This window comes from Fulvitalea axinellae, assembly GCF_036492835.1.
Classification (GTDB): Bacteria; Bacteroidota; Bacteroidia; order Cytophagales; family Cyclobacteriaceae; genus Fulvitalea; species Fulvitalea axinellae.
The window spans coordinates 430,152-453,879 of sequence record NZ_AP025315.1 but is presented as its reverse complement, the minus strand read 5'-3'; the positions used below and the strand labels follow the sequence as shown (position 1 = coordinate 453,879).

Sequence of the window (23,728 nt, the reverse complement as noted above, 5' to 3'; positions counted from 1 at the left end):
TACTAAAGCTCCCAGTTTTTATACATCTCATTAACTTCAACACACACTATGAGAAATCCTTTACGATCAATTTTTCTGTATCTGATGCAATTGTCCGCTCTGCTCATTTTTGTTACGGGCTGTAGGGACAATGACGGCGATTCGGACGTAAACCCGATCGAAGCCATATTCATTTCATCAAATGAAAATACACTTCCCGTGGGCGAAGAGTTTGTTTTTACAGTCTTGAATAATTTGGATGAGGATATTACTTCCATAAGTAAAATATACATTGGAAACACTTTGATAGAGGGTAATGTCTTTTCGCCTGAAGAACCCGGTGAATACAGTGTTGTCGCTCAATATAAACATAATGATGAGTTGTACACTAGCAATACTATACAAGTAAACGTAGCCCCAAAAGCTACTATCGTTAACCTTTTTGACCGGATAACTCACTATACAAGAAAAGCCACAGACGTACTGCCTGTGCCGGAAAATATCTTGAAGATTTCGAATACGACGCACGCCAGAAAAATAACAAACGACATGATAGCCCAACTCCACGGAAAGTTGAGACTCAATGTTACCGTCTGGGCGGCCTGCGACAACTATGATAGGAAGGGTCATATTCAACTGGTATTCGTGCCTACAGGCGAGGACTATGTCGATAACGAGAACAAGATAGAGATCGAAATAGCGCGGTTCATAACGCCATTTATGAACCGTAACATAAGTCCAGACCACGTTGATTACTCATTCGAGATTGACAATGTGCTGAAACTATTAAAAGACACCAGCTTAAAAGAGAAATATGATTTCTACATCAGCATGGACTTAAACGGGCTCACCTCAACGGGACAAAAACAGGTGCCCGGTTGCGAGGGCCGTAAAGAGACTTTTATCGCTTCTATAGACTTCGTATCCCCAAAAAGCGAGTATGAGCACACTGCGCAGACTTTTCATTTATTAGCCAAAAAGTTTGGGATAAAAAGTTATAAAGATTCCAATACGGATGTATTGGGAGAAGCGGTCAAAACTTTTTCTATTAATACGGAAAAAGATATACAAAACGCGAAACTATACTTTATCACTTCAAGTCACGGAGCGAATCAAGGGGGAGAAGAATATAATAGACGAGAACACTTTTTGTCCTTTGATGGTAGTTCTGTGGCTTCATTTATTCCGGGCGGCGTGTCATGCGAACCCTTCAGGGTCGTAAATACACAAGGTAACGGTATTTATGGACCAAGCCCGAGAACAGACGAAGAATGGGCTTCTTTCAGCAACTGGTGCCCGGGCGATATCATCCCGATAAGGGAATTCGACTTGGGAACAGTTTCGGCCGGTAATCACGTCCTTAAAATAGAAATTCCTAGCGCTCAGTTTGTGGATAATCAAGGGTCCATATCAGTCTCCGCTTATATCCAAGGTGAGACAGAATAGCCCAAAACGCACTATCCCGCTTAAAGATAGGCTTTTGTGTCAATGATGATTTTCACCTTGGGAATTTGCGGAGAAAACGTAGAGAAAAAAAGATACACCTTAATGGAAAGGAGGGCTATGCAAAAAACATAAACATTAGAAAGGGCGGTCCCACAACCGCCCTCATGAATTCTGTTGATTCACAACAATTTTTAAAATTCACAATAAAGATATGAATGATTTTTACAAAAAAGCTTTCGTAGACATACGAAAGCTACGAATACTATTGTCAATGTTGTTTTTGTCACTGTCATTGACACCGCTACATGCCGACTCGGACAATACGGTAACGCTTCATTTCAAAAATGAAACGCTAAAGGTTGTCCTGAATGAAATCGCCAAGCAATCAAACATGAAAATCTTCTTTAGTGATGGAGATGTAAAATCAACAACATCAGTATCTATCCAAGGTTCTTTTGCGCTCTCGGAAGCGTTACAGAAAGCTTTGAAAGATTCGGAACTGATATACGAATTGCACAAGGGGAGTATTATCATAAAAAGACAGCGCATAAAACCTAAACTTGTTTCTCCGGCCCTTCAGCAGGAAAAGACAACGTTATCAGGCACTGTGAAAAATGCGCAAGGAGACGGAATCCCCGGAGTCAATATAATGATAAAAGGCACGACACAAGGTACCGTAACCGATGTCAACGGTAATTTTACGTTAAAGACTAACACGGATGACATCTTAGTCATTTCGTTTGTAGGGCATAAAACCCAAGAGACAATCATCGGTAACCGCCAGCGTATAGACATTATATTGGAAGAGGATCTCGCCGAATTGGAAACCGTGGTGGTAGTCGGATATGGAGAACAAAAGAAAGTGAATCTCACAGGGTCCGTAGCCAGTGTCAATTTGGAAAAGGTTGACTCCAGGGCGGTTCCGAATGTCGCCAGCGCATTATCTGGATTGGCTCCGGGCCTAAACGTCAGTACCGCCAAAGGGGGCAGTGTTGGTGATGAATCGATATCTATACGGGTTAGGGGAAACACAACCTTAAGCGGTATAAACACCCCTCTGATTATTGTGGATGGTTTGGAAACCTCGATGAGTGATATCGACCCAAATGACATCGCTTCTATTGCTATTCTTAAAGACGCTTCTTCGGCGGCGATTTATGGGGCAAAGGCCGCCGCGGGTGTTATTCTGGTCACTACCAAGAGGGGTAAAACCGGAAGAATGAAGATGAAATACAATGCGTACGCAGGTTGGCAAAAGAGCTTCACCGCCCCGGATTATGTTAGTGACTTCGCTGTATGGATGGAAAAGGCGAATACGTTTTATAATCAGGAAATGTTCCCGGTCGAAGACATTCAAGAATGGCGCGATAGCGACAACCCGCTTACCCACCCAAATACGGATTGGTATGATGAGCAGGTCGGCGGATCGGCCTTTATCCAAAACCATAATTTCTCTTTCAGTGGCGGATCGGCATCAACACGTTACCGTATGTCACTATCATATTTGAATCAGCAGGGGCTTTTGGAAGGAAACGAACAAGACAGGTATTCGATCAGGACAAATGTTGAGACGGATTTGAATCAAATCTTAAGCGTGGGCGGTAACCTATCATTGGTTTGGAAAGACCTGACTCCCAACATTTATGGAGGAGGGCTTCGTCTTGAAAATTCAGCCCCTGGTGTTAGCAGCGTCAAAGGCCCCGACGGATATTGGGCTGGTGGCCAGCACTCAAGTTTGGGAGGGGTAAGGAACATATTGGCGGAAGCGGAAAACGAATTCAGAAACAGCAGAAGACAAAGAATCGTTTCGGATGTATTTGTCCGGCTCAAACCTATCAAGGGACTTACATTGGAGGCGAAAGTGGCCTTAAATTACAATAACTCTCTATATCGCTCTTTTTCGAAACGTTATTTCGAGAAAAACTATAGGGAAGACGTGCTGAGTCACCCTAAGAACGACTTGCGAGAGGCCAGCACTCAACATTCGCAAAGCTACCGTTTGGTTAATTTCGAGACCGCAACTTATAAAAGGAGTATTGAGGGGCATAACATTAAAGCCATGCTGGGCCATCAAGCGGAACAATACCGGTTTGATGATATTGGCGGGAGCCTGAAAGGGTTTCCAAGCAATGAGATTTATGTCTTGGACGCGGGATCAGTGGACCCAAGCGTAAATGGGGGTATCACCGACAACTCTATGGAGTCCTTCTTCGGACGGCTTAATTACGATTACAAAGGCCGGTATCTGGTTGAAGGTAACCTTCGTTTAGATAAATCATCTCGTTTTGCCGAGCATAACCGTGACGCGACATTCCCGTCGGTATCCGCAGGTTGGCGTATCAGTGAGGAAAATTTCTTAAGTGGATGGAAGGCTTTGGACAACCTAAAGCTCCGGGCGTCATGGGGGCGTTTAGGCAATGACAGAATCGGTAGTTACCCTTATCAAGATACCTATAGTATTAATAAAAATTACACTTTCGGAGAGCAAATCTACCCGGGCTACGCCTCAACCCAGTTTATGGACCCTGACATCCAGTGGGAAACCACAGAGATAAGTTCCGTGGCGATGGAAACACGGCTATTCAAAACTTTGGACTTGTCAGCCGAATATTTCCACAAAAATACGACAGGCATATTACGAAGTCTTCCTCTGCCTAATTTTTTGGGGGCTAAAGGAGATCCGGTAATCAATTTGGCGGAGCTTGTTAATGAAGGTTTGGAATTCTCTCTGTCCTATTCAGGAAAAGTGGGCGACTTGGAATATAGCTTAGGCGGTAACCTGACTTGGATTAAAAATGAAGTCACCAAACTCTCCGAACACGTTCAGAAAGGAGCGCTTCAAGTTGGGGAGAACTCAAGCTCGTATTACATCTACGAATCGGTGGGGATATTCCGTAGCCAAGAGCAACTAGACAATGCCGCTACTCATCGCCCGTTTACCGATTTGGGTGATATAGAATACAAAGACCAAATCACGGAAGACACTGACGGTGACGGTATTCCCGACGCGGGTAACGGTATAATAGACGGAGATGACAGGATCATAGCCGGTAAAAGTGCTCCGACTTATAATTACGGAGCAAATTTATCTTTACGGTATAAGAATTTTGATTTTTCGATGCTGATCCAAGGGGTCTCCGATGTGGAAGGAACTTGGTTGGGAGGTGGTAACAAGCCGTTTGTCAATATCGGAAGGGGAGCTCTTCATAGTATGTGGTTAGATGCTTATGACAAAACAGAGAACCCTGAAGGGCAGTGGCCCCGCTTATTTGATGAGTCTAATGGAATGAACGAATATAGTTCCACTTTTTGGATTCGGGATATGTCCTATTTAAGAGTCAAAAACGTTCAGCTGGGCTACAAACTACCGAAAACTGTCACTCAACGCCTAGGGATCAACAATACTCGCTTATACCTAAGCGCGGATAACCTCTTCACTGTCTCCGACTATTTTTCCGAACTCGGCTTGGACCCTGAGACACGAAGTTCCACCTCTGTTCCTAACGTAAGCACTTTTATTATCGGCTTGAATGTTCAATTCTAACAATCGCTATTTGATATGGGAAAAATTATAAAACCAACCCTCGTTCTGTACTTAGCGGTTATGTTTTCCGCTTGTAGTGACTCGTTCCTTGATAAACAACCCTATAATAAGCTCTCGGAAGCCTCCTTTTGGAAAGACCTAAATGACGCTGAAGCCGGCCTTACATCTGTTTACGATGTCTTGCAGGTTAGCAATACCAGTATGGGGTGGTCCGCTATGGCCTATTTTGATATGATAACTCCCATCGGTTATAACAGGCCCGCTAATTCAGCCAAATTCCGAGAAATAGCCCGCGGCGACCATGACGGAAGAAACGGAGCGGTGAATGCCCTTTGGACAAACTCATACAGAGGCATTGTACGGGCCAACGATTTCCTTACGCACATCGACGATATCGAGGCAATAAGCGAAAACGATCAAAGTCGAAAGCAACGCTACACGGCAGAAGCCAGATACCTGCGCGGAATGTTTTATTTCCACCTGGTCGATTTGTACGGTGGAGTTCCATTGTTCGAAAGCGTTCCGAAGATCGAGGATCAACTCGCCGTAAGAAGTAGCCGAGAGGAAGTTATGGCTTTTGTAATAGCTGATTTTGATTATGCCATCGCAAACCTTCCCGCAGTTCCTACCGAAATAGGCCGGGCTACGGAAGGCGCCGCCCGTACTATGCGCGCCAAGGTAGCGATGTTAGAAAAAGACTGGCAAACAGCAATTGAGCAAACCACGGCCGTAATGGGCTTAGGGTATACTTTACAAGACAATTACGCCGATATATTTAAATTGGAAAACGAGAATAACTCTGAAGTGATCTTCGATATCCAATACGTTTCGCAAAACGATGCTGAACCGGGCGCTAAATTCCAGAAAGCCTTTTCCAACGCCAGTTCTCAAGCGAATGGTTTCTCGTGGATACAGCCTACGAGGTGGTTACTTGACAAATATGAAGTAATAGACCCTGAACCCGAATACATTATAGAAGACAATAGGATTTCCAAAGAGGTTTACGACTATTTTGAAGGGAAGGATCCTCGACTCGACGCTAATTTCCTAAGGCCCGGCGCCTATTTTACCGATCGAGAGAACAATGATGTACTATACCCTTACCAGATGCAGAAATATACATTGGCGGCTACGGGCATGAACATGCGGAAGTACGTCATTGAGGGAAAAAACGAAACCGCTTCCAGCAATGACTCTCCTCTCAACTGGATCATATTACGCTATGCCGACGTACTACTAATGCGGGCAGAGGCCGAAGCTGAACAACGTGGCGGAGCGGCTAATGTTCCCCAAGACATCTTGGATGCCACCATTAATGTGGTAAGATATAGAGCCTCAGACCTCTTGCCTAAATATATGGCGGGAAGCCTAACCATGGAACAAATTCAGGACGAGTATATGCGGGAATTACCTTTTGAAGGTTGGATGTATTTCAATTTCAGAAGGTGGAGATTAATGCATTTAAATGACGGGTACCAACCTAAAGGACTCAAAATCACCAAAAAATCGGTAAAATTATCTGGTGCGCCGGTTTTGGAGACCAGGGCTTTCGACGAAAGCAAACATTACATCTTCCCAATCCCGGAACAGGAGCGTGACCTAGCTCCAAATTTAGAGCAAAACCCTGAGTGGGAATAGGTAATTAATTATTCGACCACACAAAAAGTGCCCGTGAAACTTTTTCACGGGCACCTCTTTAGACCAGTATAATACCAATAAACGTTTTCGCATCCAGAAACCCTAACAGAAGAATTATTCCTAAACGCACTTCTAATACCCTATATTTCTTTTGGTGAAAGTATCACTTCTCGACTACTTCGCCCTCTACCGGTTCAGTTTCCCCATTTGAGTGATAAATGAAATTCTTATCCTGATAATACTGAATATATTCTGTCTTTTCCACGTATTTAAGCGTCTCAAAATCAACATTCGGAAAGCGTTTGAAGCCTATGTACAGAGCGTTTTTGTCAACCTTGTACCAACGTTCTAGCGAACGGAAAGTCTCAGCGTCGGCTTCCTCTATCAGGTGAGCGTCATAATATACCTTGTCTTTGATTATGAGATAGTCCTTGTCTAAGAATTTAACGTCGCTTAATTTTTCGAACGGGATGGTAATCAGACGGTTTTTAGATTCGTTTTGGAAGTTATAACAGTAGTAATAAAGGTTTTCGTTGTCACGGATAAAACCGTTACCAAAAACACGCACCTTTTCCGGGTCTATATCTAGCTTTTCAAAGCTTATACTTTCGTCTTTTTCCACCGTCGAGTGGGGGAGAAGGTACACATGGTCTTTATCCCTGACAAACTGTTCGGTAAGCTCACTGAAAGTGCCGGCATCAAGATTCGCCTTTTGATATTCATAAAAATAATTATATGCGTCTTTGGACCACAAGCTTCTGTCTGGCTCATCCTCGAACGTTTCAGGGTCGGCGCCAACCACCACTTTTATAGGGTTCGGGCCATATGACCAATCTCCACGGTTCATGGCGTAGTATTTATTCTTGTCTTTCGCTTGCGAAATATCGATAACCACAAAACTTTCCCTGTCGATTTCCAGATAGTCCAAGACAACATCTCTGTAATAGAACCTATTTTTGTCTTTGGCCCAATAATAATTGTCCAGCACCTCAAAGGTTTCAATATCTAGTCCCTCAGGCATCGGAGAGTTGCCCAACTCAAACCAGTTTCCCGAAGGGGAGTAACGGATTTCCTTGCCGTCAACGCTGTAATAAAAATTATTGTTACTCTTCTTAACCCGTTCGCCCAACGTTGAACAAGACCCGAATACAGTGCCCATAATCAATAGAAATAGACTGTAAACAGGGCCGTTTCTTCTTCCCGTCAGCTTTTTGCCCAACCCGTTAATGACTATCAAGCCTACAAAAACGCTAAGTTTTGGGTATTCAAAAAGGTACTCTTCCATATTTGTTGGTCTTAGGTATTCCCGAATTCAACTTTCAAACGCGACAACATCGTGTTTACTCTCACAATCTGGGAAAAATATATTGATATATGTACACTGTTTTCAGGGGAAATATTAGTCCTGAAGAAGAAAAAGGAAATGTTTCTGCGACCAAGGAAAAGCTCCTCAGAAATATCTTCTGAAAGTCTTTATATCTGTCAAAATTTACTGGATAACATCCGATAATACCCCTGAATTCTGGGTTCAATGCCTTATTAAAAATCACTAAATTTGACAATGAAAACATCACTCAAACTCGACGAACGTAAACCATATACCACAAATCAAATAGAATAATGTCACCCCACTCAGAAATAGAAAACAAATTCGGCGCACTGCCTTCGCTTTATAAAAAGTGGATAAGCCAAAACGTCCCCTACAACCAAGAGTACAACGCATCAGATTATTTAGCCTGGCTCAAGCCTAGCCAAATCTTAGACAAGGACAACTATGAATTCGACGGCGAAACACCTCGAGATGAACTGATGATCTTGGGCCTTTGCCATGAAGACGCTATATGGTTTTTAGATACAAAAAACGGAACGGTAATCATCTGGATACTCTTCCATGAAGCCACACTATACGCACCTAACCTCTCTGGTTGGATATTTAGAGTTTGCCTTGACCTAGCATGCGGATTTTATGACGACGGTCAAGAAACCATCACAACAATTCATAACCTCTCTTCACTAATTGCGACACATTCTCCAAGACTAACGGAACAATTAAAAACAATCATAAATCGTCCGATTACAATAGGAGAGCATTTCAATAGCTTACTAACAGAGCAAGAGTGTGACAGTATGATCATCAAAGAATTTGGTCAGGAATACCTAAACACCGAAGTTGAAATTTTTAAGCCTTAACCAAAACCTATTTCATCAATCAATTTTTCACGACAAATATGGGCGAATATCAAATACACATTTATTGATACCCACAGAACCTTATTATTTAGGCCTTCAAAAAGTCACAAACCAGCCTGTCTTTTAATCAACCTATCCAAACGCCTTTTATTCTCCTGTTGTAACAGAGAAGGGTATAAATTCAACAGCACATTCCCAACAGAAATCAACATTCCAGCCATTACTCCATCAGAAAGGGACTTATATACGGCGAAAACACTCACAAGCAGAAAAGCGATCAAATGACTCACTTCTGCGATAGTCATCTCCTTCCTGATCTCATTCAAGTCTACGCTCTTATTTTCGAGCTTAATCTTCTGATTGAAAAACCTAAAAAAGCTATTCTTGATAATCCATCTGAAATATTCGATTCCCATGATTTTATTCAGACTTCTGCTCCTAATAAAATTCAGATTTGAAAACCTGTCATAGTATTTCGTTTTCATAAAAATAGCATTGAACAACATCCCAAAAATCCATGACCCTAAACTGATCGAAAAACCTAAAAATAGATACTTAAGCATAAACGACTTTTATTGATTAACTGAACACTAACTCAATAGGACTAAATCTCCTTCTTCTTTCCTAATAAATAATCCGAACCCCTCAAAGACCGCCTAATCTCTTCATGGTTCTCCCAAAATCCGTCCTTGATTTTCTGGATAGTAGGCGTAAATTCCGGATGCTTCAACAACGGTTTCAACAGTGGATCTTTTTCCAAAAATAGCAACAACCAATACTGGTAATCACTCTTGGTGGCGAACACCTTCAGTTGCTCCATCGCCTCGTCGTATTTCCCCTCATGCACCAACTTCGAGGCTATGCTCGCCGATTTATAAATAGACTTATCGTTTTCGCAATAATCGGCATACTCCTTATAAAAAATCTTCGCCTGTTCCGCATACCCCATTTTATCGTATACCAAGCCAATTTTGAGGTTCTCATGCGGATACATATTCAAGCCGTATTCCCGCTTTCTGTCCACAAACTTTTTATAGTAATGATAGGCGCTGTCATACCGCTCTTGAAAATAATAAAACTTCGCCACCTCCTGCATAATATCCAAGCGGGTGGTATCCTTTTGCAATATTTCAATAAGCGCCACCGTAGACTTTTTCATATCCAAATGTCCGGCGTATTCAATAAAAACCTTCAGATAAGGCGAGTATTCATTCTTGGGATTATACGCCAAAGACAGATTTATATACTTCAAAGCCTCCTCGGCAAATCCGTTCTGGACAAAAGCGTTGCTTAAGTGCAGATAGATATAACTCTTGCCGATGGAATCATTGGCGGCGATATCCAACCGGATTCCCTTCAAAGCGTATTTCAGATACTTAGCCGTATTCGGTTCGGCGCGGGCATAAATATCCGACAGCATATTCACCACAAAAGCCGAATTCGGATTGTATTCCAAAGCTTTTTCCAAATGCGGAATAGCGTATTGAAATTCCTTTTTATGCATATAATAAAGCGCCTTGGCTATCAAGCTCATATCCGATCTCGAATCATATAATAATGCCTTGTCCGCATTCTGATTGATAACATCGGTGTATTGTTTTTCAACCTGATGCATATCGAGATAATAATACGTAATGGCCAGTTTCGAATACGCCAAGGCAAACTGCGGATCATGCGCTATAGCTTTTTCAAAAAGCGGAATCGCCTCGTTCAAACCCTCTTTGGTTCTGGACTGATACAAATCCTGCGCCTTAAGATAAAAATCATAAGCCTCCAAATTCTCCGTAGGCCTCTTCTCAATACGTTCCAACTCGGCGGGCGTCACCTTGGCTTGAATAGCGCTGGCTATTTTCTTGGCCACGCTCCTTTGCAGGGAGAAAATATCTACGACCTGATGATTATACTGCTCCGACCAAACAGGAGTATCATTCCCGGCGTCGATCAGCTGTATATTCAGCAACACTTGGTCCCCGACACGCTGGCCACTGCCTTCCACCAGATAGTTTACGTCAAGCTCTTCGGCGATTTCCGAAATCGTCATATCCGCATTACGGAATTTCTCCACCGAAGTCCTGCTGACCACTCTCAAGTCCTCAATCTTCTGCAGGCTGTTTATCGACGACTCCATCAAACCGTTCACAAAATAAAGGTTCGTAGAGTCACTGCTCAAATTCCTGAAAGGCAAAACGGCGATGGACTTCTTACTTACACGCCCCTCATCATTAGAAGATGATTTCGAATTATTAAAATAAAAGAATAATCCAAATATAACAACAACCAAAATCGCCACGAGATAAGTCAAACGAAAGCTTTTCGGTTCAGTCTCCTGCGACGCTAAAGGCTCTTCAGCCAGCTTCGACTCCACGACCGTCACCGTTTCAGGCTCCCTTTTTCTCACCTCACCTGGCGAGTAGCCGTACTGCTCACGAAAACACTTTATGAAATAAGAACTGTTACCAAAGCCGGCCTTATCTGAAATCTCAGCCACCGTCCATTCGGTTTGTTCCAACAGCTCCATGCCTTTGCGAAGCCGTACCTGACGTATAAACTGACTGGCAGAAAGCTCGGAATGCTTCTTTACCTTCCGCAACAGATTCGAACGGCTCATATGCATGAGATCCGCCAATTCGGATACTCCGAACTGCTCGTTTGCCAAATGCTCCAATACCAGAGCCTCGGCCCGCTTTATGAAATCTCCTTTTAAAGGCGTCTCGGACATATTCTTTTTCGCTTTCTCGACATTAAAGCGTAAAGGATATAAGATTAAGGGCAATATGCAAAGAGTATCCGGCAAAAAGATAAAGTAAACCGCATCGTAAACCCATTCCTATAAGTCTAAAACGCCCTTTGAAGCATTATCTGAACACTTGATTTTTTCAAGCTTCACGAATTTAAAAACAGCCTTTTGCGTCATAATTAATACTCATGACGCATAATTTTCATCGATTCCCCAAACTTGATGCATCCCGCTTCATACCGATTAACGCCTAAAACCACTTTGATCCCACCTTTGTGAAAAGTCAAACGGATTATTAACTACAAAAATTTCAAGACATGAAAACGCTTAACACGAACCCATTCAAAATGACTCTCCCGGTTATCCTCATCGCTCTCTTTTTCACCAGCGCTTGCGCAAATGCGAAAAAGGAACAGTCAAGCAAACCTGTCAAAATCGAGAAGACCGTAAAGAAGCCGAAAGACGACATTCAGACCTCCGTAATAAAAGGGGACCTCGAGGCCGTGAAACAACACATCAAAGCCGGAACGGACATCAACCAAAAAGAACCCATGAGTGGCGCCACTCCTTTGATCTCGGCGGCGACCTTTAACAAACCCGAAATTGCCAAAGCGCTTATCGCCGCCGGGGCGGACCTTTCCGTAAAAAACAACGACGGCTCTACGGCCCTGCATACCGCTGCATTTTTCGGACGTATCAAAATCGTACAAATGCTCATCGACGCCAAAGCCGACAAAACCGTCAAAAACAATTACGGAGCGACACCGAGACAAACGGTATTAGGAAAATTCGCCGACATGAAACCGACCTACGAGATGCTCATACAACAACTCACACCAATGGGCTTCACACTCGACTTGAAAGAGCTTGAAAAATCACGCACCATCGTGGCCATGATGTTGCAATAAGCCAACATTCTAAAGATATTAAATGACTATCCGAGCGGTCTATTTACGCTTGACTCTCAACTTTGTACTATCACAAAAATGGAAAGAAGATACGACATCGACTGGTTGCGGGTAATAGCCATCGGCCTGTTACTTATTTACCATATCGCCATAATATTTCAACCGTGGGCGATGTTTATCGGCTTCATCAAAAGCGATGAAGCCATGGAAAGCCTCTGGCAACCGATGAGAATGCTCAACATCTGGCGCATACCGTTGCTCTTTTTCGTGTCGGGCATGGGCGTCCATTTCGCGATGGGGAAAAGAAACATCAAACAGCTCCTACTCGAAAGGGCTAAACGAATCCTGTTGCCCTTCATTTTCGGCGCATTGGCAATATGCCCTTTGCATTTTCTGATCTTTCAGAAATACTACAACATGCCCTTCAGCTATATACCAAACGCCGGGCACCTGTGGTTTTTGGGCAATATCTTCGCCTATGTACTTTTGCTTTCGCCGATATTCTATTTTATGAATAAACTAGAAAACGGCAAATTCAAAAAAATACTGGCCAAGGTAATGTCCTATGTCTTGGGCCCGTTCATTATGTCGGGCTTCTTTCTGTTGGAAGTAGGCCTAGTAAAACCACAGCTCTATGAACTGTACGCCCAGACCACCCACGGATTCTTCATCGGACTGATCGCTTTTTACTTCGGCTATATATTCATGTACAGCGGCGAAAACTTCTGGAAAACGGTGACCACATGGAAATGGCTCTACATCGGCATTGCCACAGCGCTGTTCATCCTTCGATTCACAGGCTACGAATCTATCTCAAACATGTATCTCACCAGCTTCGAATCCAACTGCTGGGTCCTCGGCGTATTCGGTTTAGCCCATCAAAATCTCAACAAACCAAGCGCCTTATTGAGCTACCTCAGCCCGGCGGTATATCCCGTTTACATTATCCATATGGTCGCCCTTTACGCCGGAGCTTGGATCATGCTTCCACTTGAACTTACTCCGCTCCAACAGTTCATAGCCATAACGATATTTACATTCCTTTTCTGCTTCCTTGGCTATGAACTCCTACTCAAAAGACTCTCTTTCCTAAGGCCATTATTCGGGCTCTCGTGGAAAAAGAAAATTAAAGCCACTGCTCAGGAAGTGACGGTATGAAAAAATGGTACGCAGTATTAGGTATAAGGTCTTAAATACTTTGCCTCTTATAACCTATACGCCCAATACTTCACATTCAATACCCAACACTTAACACCTGAGACCTAAACACCAAATTTAAAACTATGACACTGATAACCAATAAACTCCCATTCCTTATCCTCGGATTTTTCCTTTTGATGATGACAGCCTGCTCGAATAACGACGAAACGGAGCCAGATGATAATTACATATCGGCGGAGGCATATCTGAATAACATCGGATATTCGGGAAGCGTACTGATCCACAAAAATGGCCAAGACATACTGCGAAAAGGCTTTGGAATGGCGGATAAAGCGAACGGTGTTCCGAACGACCCTTCGCTTATATACAGAATCGGATCGGTGACGAAATCATTCACCGCAACTGCGATAATGAACCTGAAACGTGACGGACTGATCGAAAGCCTAGACCAAAAGCTCAGCGATTTCGACGAAACCTTCCCACATGGAGATAAAATAACGATCCGTCATTTATTGACACACCAATCGGGCATACCGGAGTATTCCACTATTGTTGGAGAGTATGATAAAAAGGGGCAACAGCTCGACAAAGACGAAATCCTCGAACTGATTTTTGAGCTTACAGAAGAAAAGGGTCTTGAATTCACTCCGGGCCAATACGTTTCTTATTGCAACTCCAATTTCTATATTCTCGGTATGCTCATCGAAGAACTTACGGACATGACATACCAAGAGTATTTGCATAAGAAAATATATGAGCCACTAAACCTTCAAAACACGGGGAAAAGCCCTGACATTATCCAAAGCGACAATCGCGCTAAAGGATATAACCAAGACGCTAAGGCCGACAGTTACAGAATGGATATCGCATACAGTGCGGGGGAAATGGAAAGCAATATTACTGATCTTGAGAAATGGGGAAAAGCCTTCCTTGGTGATTACTTTACGCAAGCGGAAAAAAGCGAAATATTCGCCGAAAAACACGAAACGCATGGAGTCAACACCGTCGGGGCCGGCTGGTTTACGCTTAACTTCGAAGGCCGAAAAATATATCATCACGGTGGCGACGTCAATGGCTTTACCAGCCTACTGATGCTAGTTCCGGAATCCAACGGCATCGTTATTCTGTTGAGCAACGAGCAAGACAAAGGCGAACAACGCATTCAGATTATGGAGCAATTCCTTCGAAAGGAGTTTTAGTAGTTCTATAAACGCTAGATAAGAGTATAAAAATCGCTTGGAGAAAATCATAGTGACCTGACTCAAAGAGTCATAAAAAAGGCCGAGTGTAGATTCGCTACACTCGGCCCTAGACCGTTTTCAGATTATTGCCCATATAGAATTAGTCACTCAAAACCAAGCAATAATCTGAATGGCCATTTTTGTCATATACTTAGTCCTTCACAATCCTAACATCCTTATTCTTTTCTCCGCTAATAAGTAGAGCCTCAGAAACCGGAACGCTACCGTAAAGACGCTTAACCGCAATGTTATTTCCATCCTTTACGTGTATTAGTGATGGTGTTTCGGCCTTCAATTCCAGACTGTCAAATACACAATCCGAAATATCCGATACCTCTATACCTTTTTTGCTTTGCAGTCGCATATTCTCAAAGTTCATCCCATCGACATTGGATTCCGGCAGGCCTACTACGCGAACAGCGTGTTTTGAACCGGTGGAAACGATGTTTTTGAAATTGAAATTGCGAAATACCGGAACCTTGTCGCCACGGGGAGGGGTGGAGCTGGAACCGTAACGCATATTAAGCATAATGGCCTCTCGCCTGATGTTTTTCATCTGGATATTCTCAAACCAGATATCCTCAATCACACCACCGCGCCCTTTCATCGATTTCACTCGCAAGCCTCGGTCCGTTCCGCCAAAGTCGCAGTTCAGGGCGTATACTTTGTTTACGCCACCGGACATTTCGCTGCCAATCACCACGCCGCCGTGGCCACGCTTGGTTTTCGAATTACGGATCACTATTCTGCTACTCGGTTTGCCCACTCGCCAACCGTCTTCGTTCAGTCCGGATTTGATCACTATACAATCGTCTCCAGTAGAGAAATCGCAATCGTCAATCAACATCTTTTCGCAAGAGTCAGGCGTTAGGCCGTCGTTGTTATGGCCGTTGGTACGGACTTTCAGCCTTTGGGCCACCACATTTTTACAGTAAACGAAATGCGTGGTCCACATCGGGCCAGAACCGATCTCTATGCCCTGTACCAGTATATTTTCGCAATTGATCAGCTGTATCATTGACGGACGAAGGAACGAACCTTCCTCATATTCCAAGCAGTTTCGGTCTTTGGGCGCAACGCCTTCAAGCGCCTGAGTATATAGTTTCGGCAAAGTGATCTTTTTCCCTTTTCTTGCCATATGCCACCAAGCTTTTCCGTTTCCTTCGATACGGCCTTTGCCCGTTATGGCTATATTTTTTTTGCCTTTCGCATAGAGCAAAGGATGGTAGTTCATACATTCCATTCCTTCCCAGCGGGTAAAAGTGGGAACGGCGTAGTCATCCGGATTGTCACTGAAGCTTAGAACTGAGCCTTTTTCCAAACGGAGATTCACGTTGTCCCGCAATTCCAAATACGACGTTCTCCAAACACCCGCCGGCAACGACACGGTGCCTCCGCCTTTTTCGGAACACAAGTCTATTGCTTTTTGTATGGCCTTCTGGTTATTCGCCGATGCGGTGTCGGCACCCATTTCTGTTATGGCGATAATCCGGTCGGGAAATTCGGGCAATACAAAACGTTCCAAACCCCACGGGGTCTGTTGCTCGATTACCTTAGCGGTTTGGCCCGTATCCGCCTTTTGTTTGTCGGCGCCACAGGCCCAAAAAATCGTGGCGCAAATTACGGCCATTACGGCTCTTCTTAAATTCGACATTGCTCTCTTTGGCATTAATAGTTTTCAAATGGGCAGGGAGCGGGGCGAGAGTGTTATGTTTCCTGGGGTAGCACTAAGTCTCTGGTCTTAGGCATAAGGTGCTTTTTCGTTCCTTTACCTAATACCTCAGACTCAATCCTCCAATAAAATCCGTCCTGACCGATAGATATACATAAAAATAGGCCTCTGGACAAATTACACCCATTTTTGAGAACAATAAATCCTCCGGCACCGATCCCATTTATCGAAAAAAGACAAAGCGAAAAACCGGGAACCTTCCCGTTTACGCGTACCAAAAACACTGGTACCAAATAACAAAAACGTTAACCGTAAACGACAAGGGGGCGTATCGTCTCAAATATGCGATATAACGGGAGGGTGGGACGTTTTATTTGAGGTGTTTTCGTCCTAAAGACATCCGGGGTATTGCCTTTCGCGGAACTATACGCCTAATTGGGGTCGAGATAAACTTTTTCAAATACGATGAGACGACTGCTAACCTTACTTGCGCTGCTAAGCCTGGCTCCCGCCTACGGGCAGTTCAAGCAACAACACGACTGGGAAAACCCACGCGTGACGGGTATCAACAAAGAGCCCGCCCGCGCCACAATGTATTCTTTTAAAGATGTACAAAGCGCCTTGGCCGTAACGCCCGACGCCAGCGACCGCGTCATTAGTCTGGACGGCACTTGGAAATTCCGTTACGCCACCACACCCGACAAGGCGCCCGTAGGTTTCGAAAAAGGAAACATTAACGGGTGGGACGACATCAAGGTGCCCGGCAACTGGGAGATCCAGGGCTTTGGACAACCTATCTATACCAATACCCGCTATCCTTTCCCCGCTAAGCCCCCATACATCGACGAGTCGATGAACGGCAACGCCGTGGGCTCGTACTTCCGCGAATTCGAAGTGCCCGCCACTTGGGACGGTATGCGCATAACCCTACAGTTTGGCGGCGTAAGCTCGGCCTGCTACGTATGGGTCAACGGCAAGGAAGTGGGCTATAGCCAAGGAAGTCGCCTGCCCGCCGAATTCGAAATCACCAAATACCTGAAAAAAGGAAAGAACAGTCTGGCGGTAAAGGTGATCCGCTGGAGCGACGGCAGTTACCTTGAGGATCAGGACCACTGGCGCCTGAGCGGCATCCACCGTAGCGTGCGTCTGTTGGCCGAGCCGGAAGTAAGCCTTACCGATTTCTTCGCCCGCGGCGATCTGGACAAAAACTACGAAGACGCCACACTCCGTATCCGTCCGCGCATCAACGTGCCCGAAGGCCGCGACGTAAAAGGCTGGAAGCTCGAAGCCAAACTCTTCGACGCAGAAGGCAAGCCCGTTCCGCACGAGCGTATGGAGTTTCCGCTCACCAAGATCATCCGCGAATACTGGCCTTACCGCGACAATCCGCGCTTCGGTCTTTTGGAAGCCAAGATCTTCAACCCTAAAAAATGGTCGGCCGAAACGCCTAACCTCTATACCTTAGTGGTAAGCGTAATCGACAACGAAGGGAAAACGCACGAAGCGAAAAGCTCGCGTATCGGATTCCGCAAGATTGAGGTATCGCCCTCCGGGCAAATATTGATCAACGGCGAGGAAATATTGCTGTACGGCGCCAACCGCCACGACCATAGCCCGACGGGTGGCAAAACCGTAACCCGCGAAGAAATGGTTCGCGACTTGGAGCTGTTGAAGCGTTTTAACTTCAACGCCATCCGTACCTCGCACTACCCGAACGACCCGATGTGGCTCGACCTCTGCGACGAATACGGCATCTACTTGATAGACGAAGCCAACCTCGAATCGCACGGCGTAGGCTGCAAGCTTTCTTTTATGGACGAATGGGCCGGAGCGATGGTAGAGCGCGCCACCCGCATGGTACACCGCGACAAGAACCACCCTTCGGTAATCATTTGGTCTTTGGGCAACGAATCCGGCGACGGACCGAACCACAGCGCCATGGCCGGATGGATCCATACTTACGACATCACGCGTCTGGTTCATTACGAAAGCGCCCAAGGCGACAGCAAGCACCCGGACAATCTGGAAAAAGACGATCCCGGATACAACGAGCTGATGGGCAAGCGTGGCGCCAACCCTACAGATCCTCCATACGTGGATATGCTTAGCCGATTCTACCCTAAGCACTATCAGCTTAAAGCTTTGGCCGAGCAAGACCGTAGTGGCCGCCCGATCATTATGAGTGAGTATTCGCACTCTATGGGTAACTCCACGGGCAACTTGGCCGAATTCTGGGAGCATATTCGCGAAAAGAAAAACCTTGCGGGCGGCTTTATCTGGGACTGGATGGACCAAGGTATCCTGACCAAAAACGATAAGGGCGAAAGCTACTACGCATACGGCGGCGACTTCGGCGACAAGCCCAACGACGGCAACTTCTGCCTCAACGGCCTGATAGCGGCCGACCAAACGCCGCACGCCGCCATGTGGGAATGCAAGCGGGTGTTCCAGCCTATAGAGTTTGTGCAGGTAGACGCCGAGACTAACCTTTATAAAGTAAGCAACCGCCATTTCTTCAATGACCTTGACCAATTCCAATTGCGTTGGGAGCTTCAGCAAAACGGCAAGACAGTTCAGTCGGGCGTATTGCCTACACTCCGCGCCGAGGCCGGTAAAGCCGCTCAGGTAACTATACCTGCAAAAGCTTTTGCCAAAGAGCCAGGATCGGAATACTTCCTGCGCCTAAGCGCCCACCTTACCGCAGACAAGAAATGGGCGAACAAAGGACACGAAGTGGCCGCCAACCAGTTCTCTATGGGCGAAAGAACGGCCTTGCCTACGCTTGACCTGAAGAAATATCCGGCCCTGAGCGTAGACCGCCAAGGCGGAGACATCACCGTAAAGGCTAAAAACTTCACGGCCCGCTTCGACAACACCACCGGCGCCCTGAAGGAGATGGTCTACAAAGGGGAAAAACTTATCAGCGCACCGCTGACCCCGCAAACCTGGCGCGCGCCTACCGATAACGAGGATCGAGGGTTCCGCACGCCAAAAGTACTCGGCCTGTGGAAAGACGCCGTAGCGAAAGGGGAGGTGACTTCCGTAAACGTGAAGGAAGTGAGCCCGAAACAAGTGGACGTTGAAGTGAAGCGTACACTTGCCTCAGGCAAAGCCAACTACAATACCCGCTATTCGGTATACGCCAACGGCGACATCCGCATAAGCGTAAACTTCGCGCCTTCGGCCGACAAACTGCCGAATATGCCGAAGCTGGGGGCGAGCCTTAAAGTGCCGACCAAATACCGCAACGTGACATGGTATGGCCGCGGCCCGCAAGAAAACTACATCGACCGCCTCCGTGGCGCCGACGTGGGACTCTTTACCCTTGGCTTGGACAAATACGCCGTATCCTATACTCGTCCGCAAGAATACGCCAACCGCTCGGGCGTACGCTGGATGGCCCTGACCGACGCCAGAGGAAAAGGCGTGGTATTCGTGGCCGACAGCCTTTTGGAAACCAGCGTATGGCCGCACAGCAAAGAGACGCTTGAAAAAGCCAAACACACCTACGACCTGAAGCCAGACACGGACCTGACCGTAAACCTTGACGGCCTGCAAATGGGTGTAGGAGGCGACAACAGCTGGGGAGCCATAGCCGCGCCGCTTGACAAATACCAGCTCAAAGCCCAGCCTTACCATTACGGATTCACCATCCGTCCGGTATTGAAAGACCCTTCGAAAAAAGCCTTGGAGGCTTTGCCGGGGGAGAGTAGAGTTTTCTAAATAGAATATTTGTAAACCACAAATAAAAATTAAACCCCGATGCATTCTTGTTGCGTCGGGGTTTATTTTTCTCTAAAAGTTTAATAACGAAGAACCTTCTGGTGGTTTTATTTTATTCTTACTAGGTTTTGGAGGATAGGTGCACATACTAGGCTTGTTAAAATTAACATCCTTATAATTAACAATATAGAACCAACAAAACCCGACAGCCATAATAGGTAGGGTAAGGTTTTGTTTACTTTATTGTGATGAAAGTCGCAAAGTCTATAAAAGCAATAATCATTGAAATTGAGAAAGGGTAACATCAACAATTCTATAACCTTATTTCATTAAATTCATTTTATATATAGTATAAAACTAAAATTTATCTAACAAACTATGCGGGAAAAAATCAAATGGAATTGCACTTATACAGAAAGTTCACTTTCTTTCACAGAAGTGATATAACACTCCTTTCACATACACTTTTGAAAGTAGCCTTACATTCACGATCCAAACAGTCATTTGGGTAACAGACTTACCCCGTAAGAGGCGTCGTAATAGTCACATTTTGAAACCATACTAGGCTACATGAAAACATCAATAACCAAATGTTAACTTTTGAAACTATTTTTATTGATATGGATTTCACCACAATAGATTTTGAAACTGCAATTGGGGCTCGGTGGAGCATCTGTCAAGTGGGGCTCGTAAGAGTTGAATCTGGCAAGATAGTACATCGATATTCACAACTGGTAAAACCTCCGAAAAACGAATATTCCAACTGGAATACCAACGTACACGGAATACATGCATTACATACCAGAAATTCTCCCATATTTCCGGAAATATGGGAAGATATTTCACCTTATATCGAAGGACAATTGTTGGTCGCCCATAATGCGATGTTCGATGTAGACTGTCTTGAAAAGACCCTGAAATATTATGGACTTCCAGTTCCTATGTTTAGCTGTGATTGTACTTTAAAGCGGATAGGGGGAAAATTAGATAAGCTTTGTGAATTGTATGGAGTAAGCTTGGAAAACCATCATGAAGCAATATTCGATGCTATCGCTTGCGCTGAAATCTATTTGAAGTTGTTGAAAGGAGAAATCGAAGAAGGCGCACATATCTCTGATAAAGAAGACAATAGAGTTCCATTCGGTAATTCAGAGGAGCGTTTAAAAGGAGACATTCTCAAGAAGGATTTATCACAGGCTAGTCCGGAAGATTTTTTTTATGACAAAAAAGTTGTCTTCACAGGAGTTTTGAAGTCGATAAAAAGGATTGACGCTGCCGAACTGGTTAAAAAACAGGGAGCAGATATAGATACAGGCATCAGCAAACGAACGAATTATGTGATAACGGGAAAGAAGCCTGGTCCCTCAAAAATGAAACAAATAGAAAAGTATAATGCCGAAGGGAGTGAAATTATCATTATGCTTGAAGGTGAATTTTTGGAAAAGATAGGAGTTCATGTTTAATAAGCGGACCACCTTTTTGAGATCAATTTCAATTTTTATACATGAAAGCCTAATGAGATGTCTACGGTAGTTTATATTTTAATTTTTTACGTTTTATATCGAGTGTTAAAATCGATATTCTCCACACCTAAAAATACTAGGTTGAAGCCGACTTCAAGAACATGGAATAAAACCACCGAGGAGGAATTGTCCACCTTCAGTATTTCCGAGAATAACTATTCGAAGGAAAGAAAAAAGGCCAAACCAAAGAAAGGGAAAAAAGCGGAATGGGTAAAATATGGAGAAACACGAATTATTGGAGGTCAGGAAGTTACGGGGGGATTGTTTTTCTATGGGAGTTATCTAAAATCTTTCGATCAATACTCAACCGAAGCTTCTTTAATCGATAATAAGTTATCGGTTCAAATCGCAGATGAATTTTATGAAGACGACAGCTTAGGATATTGGAACTGTTATAGGGTTTACTGAAAAAGCCCAGAGGGCTACCCAGCTAGGATATTTTGCCAGACAGTCTTTTCCTGTTTCTTTTCGCCGTCTTGAAGCCATATCCCGTATTTCCAGCTCAGGAAAACAAGGTCAAAAAAGATTTCGCTCTGAAATCTTTTCAAGTTGGACACGAAGAAAATGCAGGCGATCCATGAAAGCGAAGTGTCCGCTCTCCTTGCCTGTATTTTGTCCAATCCGTGTCCCCGTTTCACTTCCCCGAATTTTCCTTCCGCCCTGCTCCGGTGCCGTTGGTGAAGCGTCCGGTTTTCCTTGCGTTCCCTGATTTTTTCGGGACTTGAGGGAGGCCTTCCCAACGGGGAGCCCACGAATTCCACACCCGCGCCGGACATGGTCTGCCGGGCGTTCCTGTTTCCGTAAATCTTGTCCCCGACGAATTTGCCGAGCTTCATTTCCGGGTTTCTCTCCCCGAAACTGTCGATGTGCCCGCGGATCACTTCCGCGTCACCCTCGTAGTAAGCGTCCCATTGCGCCTTGTCCAGATAGGAATAGCCTTCGTGAAGGCTTACGGACAATTTGGCGCCGAACTCGGTGTCGCTTCCGTTTTTGCCCCGGACTATCGGCCGGACATGGGGCTGGAAGACGTTCACGATGCGGCCGTCCACCCTGTTGGCACCGGTCTCCAGCATGAGCGACTGTTGCCTGGCGATTTCGTGAAGCACCATCAGAATCTTCAAAAACCTGCTTTTTAGGCGTATAACGCCCTTGTTGGCCTCTATGAGGCTGTCGATATGCCGTAGGTTCCGTTCCAGATAATTCAGCTGTCGGCGTGCGCACACGCGCCAGAATTCGGCTCCTTTCCTCTTTTTTCTCGTCGCCCCGACATATTCCCTATGGGCTTTATCCCGGTAAGTCCGGGGCTTTTTGGATAAACCGGAATCCCTGGCGACGGGCCAAAGGAGGTCGATGATTTTCTCCGACTGCACCCTCGCCGTAGCCAACAGCCCAAGGTCCGTGGGGTATGGAATCTCTTGCGGCGCCACCGTCGCGTCGCAGGAGACAACCCGCTTGTCATCTTCGGCGTCCCCGGAATGCCCGTCTTTGGACCCTTCATCCCGATCGCCCTCCGCAATACGGATCCCCTCGTGTTGCAAAAGCGAACTCATCCTGTTAAAATCCCCGTACCCGAGCCGCTTGCGGACCGTCGTGAACAGCGAAGGGTCAAAGGCCTTTTCCGTGGTGAACGAGCCGAGTCCCACGAAATACTGGAGATACGGATTTTCTTTGATTTGTTCTATCGCCTCGGCGTCCGAAACGTTCAGCTTATGCTTCACGATCAGCGCGCCGATGACCAGCCGGGCCGGTTTGCACGGACTGCCCTTGCCCGTCGACATTTTCGATTCGTAGACCAAACCCAATTCCGCCCAGGGGATGGAGTTGGCCAACTTCACCCATCTGTTTTCCGGGTTAAGGCGCCCTATTTCCGGGTCCAAAAAACCTTCTATACTCAATTGCGAGGAACTTGTCTTGATCATAGGTGCAAGGGAAAAAATGCTCTCAGTCCTTTCTAAGGCCAATTTAC

At 45.3% G+C, this 23,728-nt stretch carries 15 protein-coding genes; 10 read left to right on the top strand and 5 right to left on the bottom strand.

The window, feature by feature from the left end; all coding sequences use genetic code 11:
* Window positions 1-48 precede the first annotated feature (48 nt).
* From AABK39_RS20640 to AABK39_RS20630, 3 genes are all read left to right on the top strand, one after another.
* On the top strand, window positions 49-1,425 hold the full coding sequence (locus AABK39_RS20640) for a peptide-N-glycosidase F-related protein (protein ID WP_338394837.1): 1,377 nt from the start codon (window positions 49-51) through the stop codon (window positions 1,423-1,425).
* 271 nt (window positions 1,426-1,696) lie between these two features.
* A complete protein-coding gene (locus tag AABK39_RS20635) occupies window positions 1,697-4,969 on the top strand; it encodes a TonB-dependent receptor (RefSeq protein ID WP_338394836.1) in 3,273 nt (1,090 codons plus the stop codon).
* Between the two features lie 15 nt (window positions 4,970-4,984).
* Window positions 4,985-6,607: a RagB/SusD family nutrient uptake outer membrane protein gene (locus tag AABK39_RS20630; protein WP_338394835.1), complete on the top strand. Its 1,623-nt coding sequence runs from the start codon at window positions 4,985-4,987 to the stop codon at window positions 6,605-6,607.
* Window positions 6,608-6,770: 163 nt separating this feature from the next.
* Here the strand turns inward: AABK39_RS20630 and AABK39_RS20625 are convergent, their stop codons facing one another.
* On the bottom strand, window positions 6,771-7,892 hold the full coding sequence (locus tag AABK39_RS20625; RefSeq protein ID WP_338394834.1) for a DKNYY domain-containing protein: 1,122 nt from the start codon (window positions 7,890-7,892) through the stop codon (window positions 6,771-6,773).
* Between the two features lie 335 nt (window positions 7,893-8,227).
* Here AABK39_RS20625 and AABK39_RS20620 point away from each other — a divergent pair, with 335 nt between their 5' ends.
* Window positions 8,228-8,797 carry a hypothetical protein gene (locus tag AABK39_RS20620; RefSeq protein ID WP_338394833.1) on the top strand — a complete coding sequence of 190 codons (570 nt, stop codon included), beginning with the start codon at window positions 8,228-8,230 and terminating at the stop codon, window positions 8,795-8,797.
* A gap of 104 nt (window positions 8,798-8,901) precedes the next feature.
* On the opposite strand, the gene AABK39_RS20615 is transcribed toward AABK39_RS20620, so the two are convergent.
* Both AABK39_RS20615 and AABK39_RS20610 read right to left on the bottom strand, forming a co-directional pair.
* Window positions 8,902-9,282, bottom strand: coding sequence for a glycosyl-4,4'-diaponeurosporenoate acyltransferase CrtO family protein (locus AABK39_RS20615; protein WP_338394832.1), 381 nt, complete (start codon window positions 9,280-9,282; stop codon window positions 8,902-8,904).
* Between the two features lie 119 nt (window positions 9,283-9,401).
* A complete protein-coding gene (locus AABK39_RS20610; RefSeq protein WP_338394831.1) occupies window positions 9,402-11,516 on the bottom strand; it encodes a helix-turn-helix domain-containing protein in 2,115 nt (704 codons plus the stop codon).
* 335 nt (window positions 11,517-11,851) lie between these two features.
* On the opposite strand from AABK39_RS20610, the gene AABK39_RS20605 reads away from it, so the two are divergent.
* From AABK39_RS20605 to AABK39_RS20595, 3 genes are all read left to right on the top strand, one after another.
* Entirely contained in the window at window positions 11,852-12,442 is a 591-nt protein-coding gene (locus tag AABK39_RS20605) for an ankyrin repeat domain-containing protein (protein WP_338394830.1), read from the top strand.
* A 78-nt stretch (window positions 12,443-12,520) separates the two neighbouring features.
* Window positions 12,521-13,600 (top strand): acyltransferase family protein, encoded by a 1,080-nt coding sequence (locus AABK39_RS20600; protein ID WP_338394829.1) that lies wholly within the window; start codon window positions 12,521-12,523, stop codon window positions 13,598-13,600.
* Window positions 13,601-13,725: 125 nt separating this feature from the next.
* A complete protein-coding gene (locus tag AABK39_RS20595; RefSeq protein WP_338394828.1) occupies window positions 13,726-14,802 on the top strand; it encodes a serine hydrolase domain-containing protein in 1,077 nt (358 codons plus the stop codon).
* Between the two features lie 193 nt (window positions 14,803-14,995).
* On the opposite strand, the gene AABK39_RS20590 is transcribed toward AABK39_RS20595, so the two are convergent.
* A complete protein-coding gene (locus AABK39_RS20590) occupies window positions 14,996-16,513 on the bottom strand; it encodes a glycoside hydrolase family 28 protein (RefSeq protein WP_338394827.1) in 1,518 nt (505 codons plus the stop codon).
* Window positions 16,514-16,981: 468 nt separating this feature from the next.
* Here AABK39_RS20590 and AABK39_RS20585 point away from each other — a divergent pair, with 468 nt between their 5' ends.
* The 3 genes from AABK39_RS20585 to AABK39_RS20575 all read left to right on the top strand — a co-directional run bounded on the left by AABK39_RS20585 (window position 16,982) and on the right by AABK39_RS20575 (window position 22,170).
* Window positions 16,982-20,239: a glycoside hydrolase family 2 TIM barrel-domain containing protein gene (locus AABK39_RS20585; RefSeq protein ID WP_338394826.1), complete on the top strand. Its 3,258-nt coding sequence runs from the start codon at window positions 16,982-16,984 to the stop codon at window positions 20,237-20,239.
* A gap of 590 nt (window positions 20,240-20,829) precedes the next feature.
* The gene (locus tag AABK39_RS20580; protein WP_338394825.1) at window positions 20,830-21,702 is read left to right on the top strand and encodes an exonuclease domain-containing protein; all 873 of its coding nucleotides are present in this window, start codon (window positions 20,830-20,832) and stop codon (window positions 21,700-21,702) included.
* 57 nt (window positions 21,703-21,759) lie between these two features.
* Window positions 21,760-22,170, top strand: a complete 411-nt coding sequence (locus AABK39_RS20575; protein ID WP_338394824.1) for a TerB N-terminal domain-containing protein — start codon at window positions 21,760-21,762, stop codon at window positions 22,168-22,170.
* A gap of 14 nt (window positions 22,171-22,184) precedes the next feature.
* Here the strand turns inward: AABK39_RS20575 and AABK39_RS20570 are convergent, their stop codons facing one another.
* Window positions 22,185-23,681 carry an IS5 family transposase gene (locus AABK39_RS20570; protein WP_338394207.1) on the bottom strand — a complete coding sequence of 499 codons (1,497 nt, stop codon included), beginning with the start codon at window positions 23,679-23,681 and terminating at the stop codon, window positions 22,185-22,187.
* Window positions 23,682-23,728: the final 47 nt, after the last annotated feature.

What these genes read in the sequence shown, in the direction of transcription:
- AABK39_RS20570 (WP_338394207.1), bottom strand. Translation starts at nt 23,681, where the DNA reads ATGATCAAGACAAGTTCCTCGCAATTGAGTATAGAAGGTTTTTTGGAC.
- AABK39_RS20630 (WP_338394835.1), top strand. Translation starts at nt 4,985, where the DNA reads ATGGGAAAAATTATAAAACCAACCCTCGTTCTGTACTTAGCGGTTATG.
- AABK39_RS20620 (WP_338394833.1), top strand. Translation starts at nt 8,228, where the DNA reads ATGTCACCCCACTCAGAAATAGAAAACAAATTCGGCGCACTGCCTTCG.
- AABK39_RS20615 (WP_338394832.1), bottom strand. Translation starts at nt 9,282, where the DNA reads ATGAAAACGAAATACTATGACAGGTTTTCAAATCTGAATTTTATTAGG.
- AABK39_RS20640 (WP_338394837.1), top strand. Translation starts at nt 49, where the DNA reads ATGAGAAATCCTTTACGATCAATTTTTCTGTATCTGATGCAATTGTCC.
- AABK39_RS20625 (WP_338394834.1), bottom strand. Translation starts at nt 7,892, where the DNA reads ATGGAAGAGTACCTTTTTGAATACCCAAAACTTAGCGTTTTTGTAGGC.
- AABK39_RS20605 (WP_338394830.1), top strand. Translation starts at nt 11,852, where the DNA reads ATGAAAACGCTTAACACGAACCCATTCAAAATGACTCTCCCGGTTATC.
- AABK39_RS20575 (WP_338394824.1), top strand. Translation starts at nt 21,760, where the DNA reads ATGTCTACGGTAGTTTATATTTTAATTTTTTACGTTTTATATCGAGTG.
- AABK39_RS20590 (WP_338394827.1), bottom strand. Translation starts at nt 16,513, where the DNA reads ATGCCAAAGAGAGCAATGTCGAATTTAAGAAGAGCCGTAATGGCCGTA.
- AABK39_RS20635 (WP_338394836.1), top strand. Translation starts at nt 1,697, where the DNA reads ATGTTGTTTTTGTCACTGTCATTGACACCGCTACATGCCGACTCGGAC.
- AABK39_RS20585 (WP_338394826.1), top strand. Translation starts at nt 16,982, where the DNA reads ATGAGACGACTGCTAACCTTACTTGCGCTGCTAAGCCTGGCTCCCGCC.
- AABK39_RS20600 (WP_338394829.1), top strand. Translation starts at nt 12,521, where the DNA reads ATGGAAAGAAGATACGACATCGACTGGTTGCGGGTAATAGCCATCGGC.
- AABK39_RS20610 (WP_338394831.1), bottom strand. Translation starts at nt 11,516, where the DNA reads ATGTCCGAGACGCCTTTAAAAGGAGATTTCATAAAGCGGGCCGAGGCT.
- AABK39_RS20595 (WP_338394828.1), top strand. Translation starts at nt 13,726, where the DNA reads ATGACACTGATAACCAATAAACTCCCATTCCTTATCCTCGGATTTTTC.
- AABK39_RS20580 (WP_338394825.1), top strand. Translation starts at nt 20,830, where the DNA reads ATGTTAACTTTTGAAACTATTTTTATTGATATGGATTTCACCACAATA.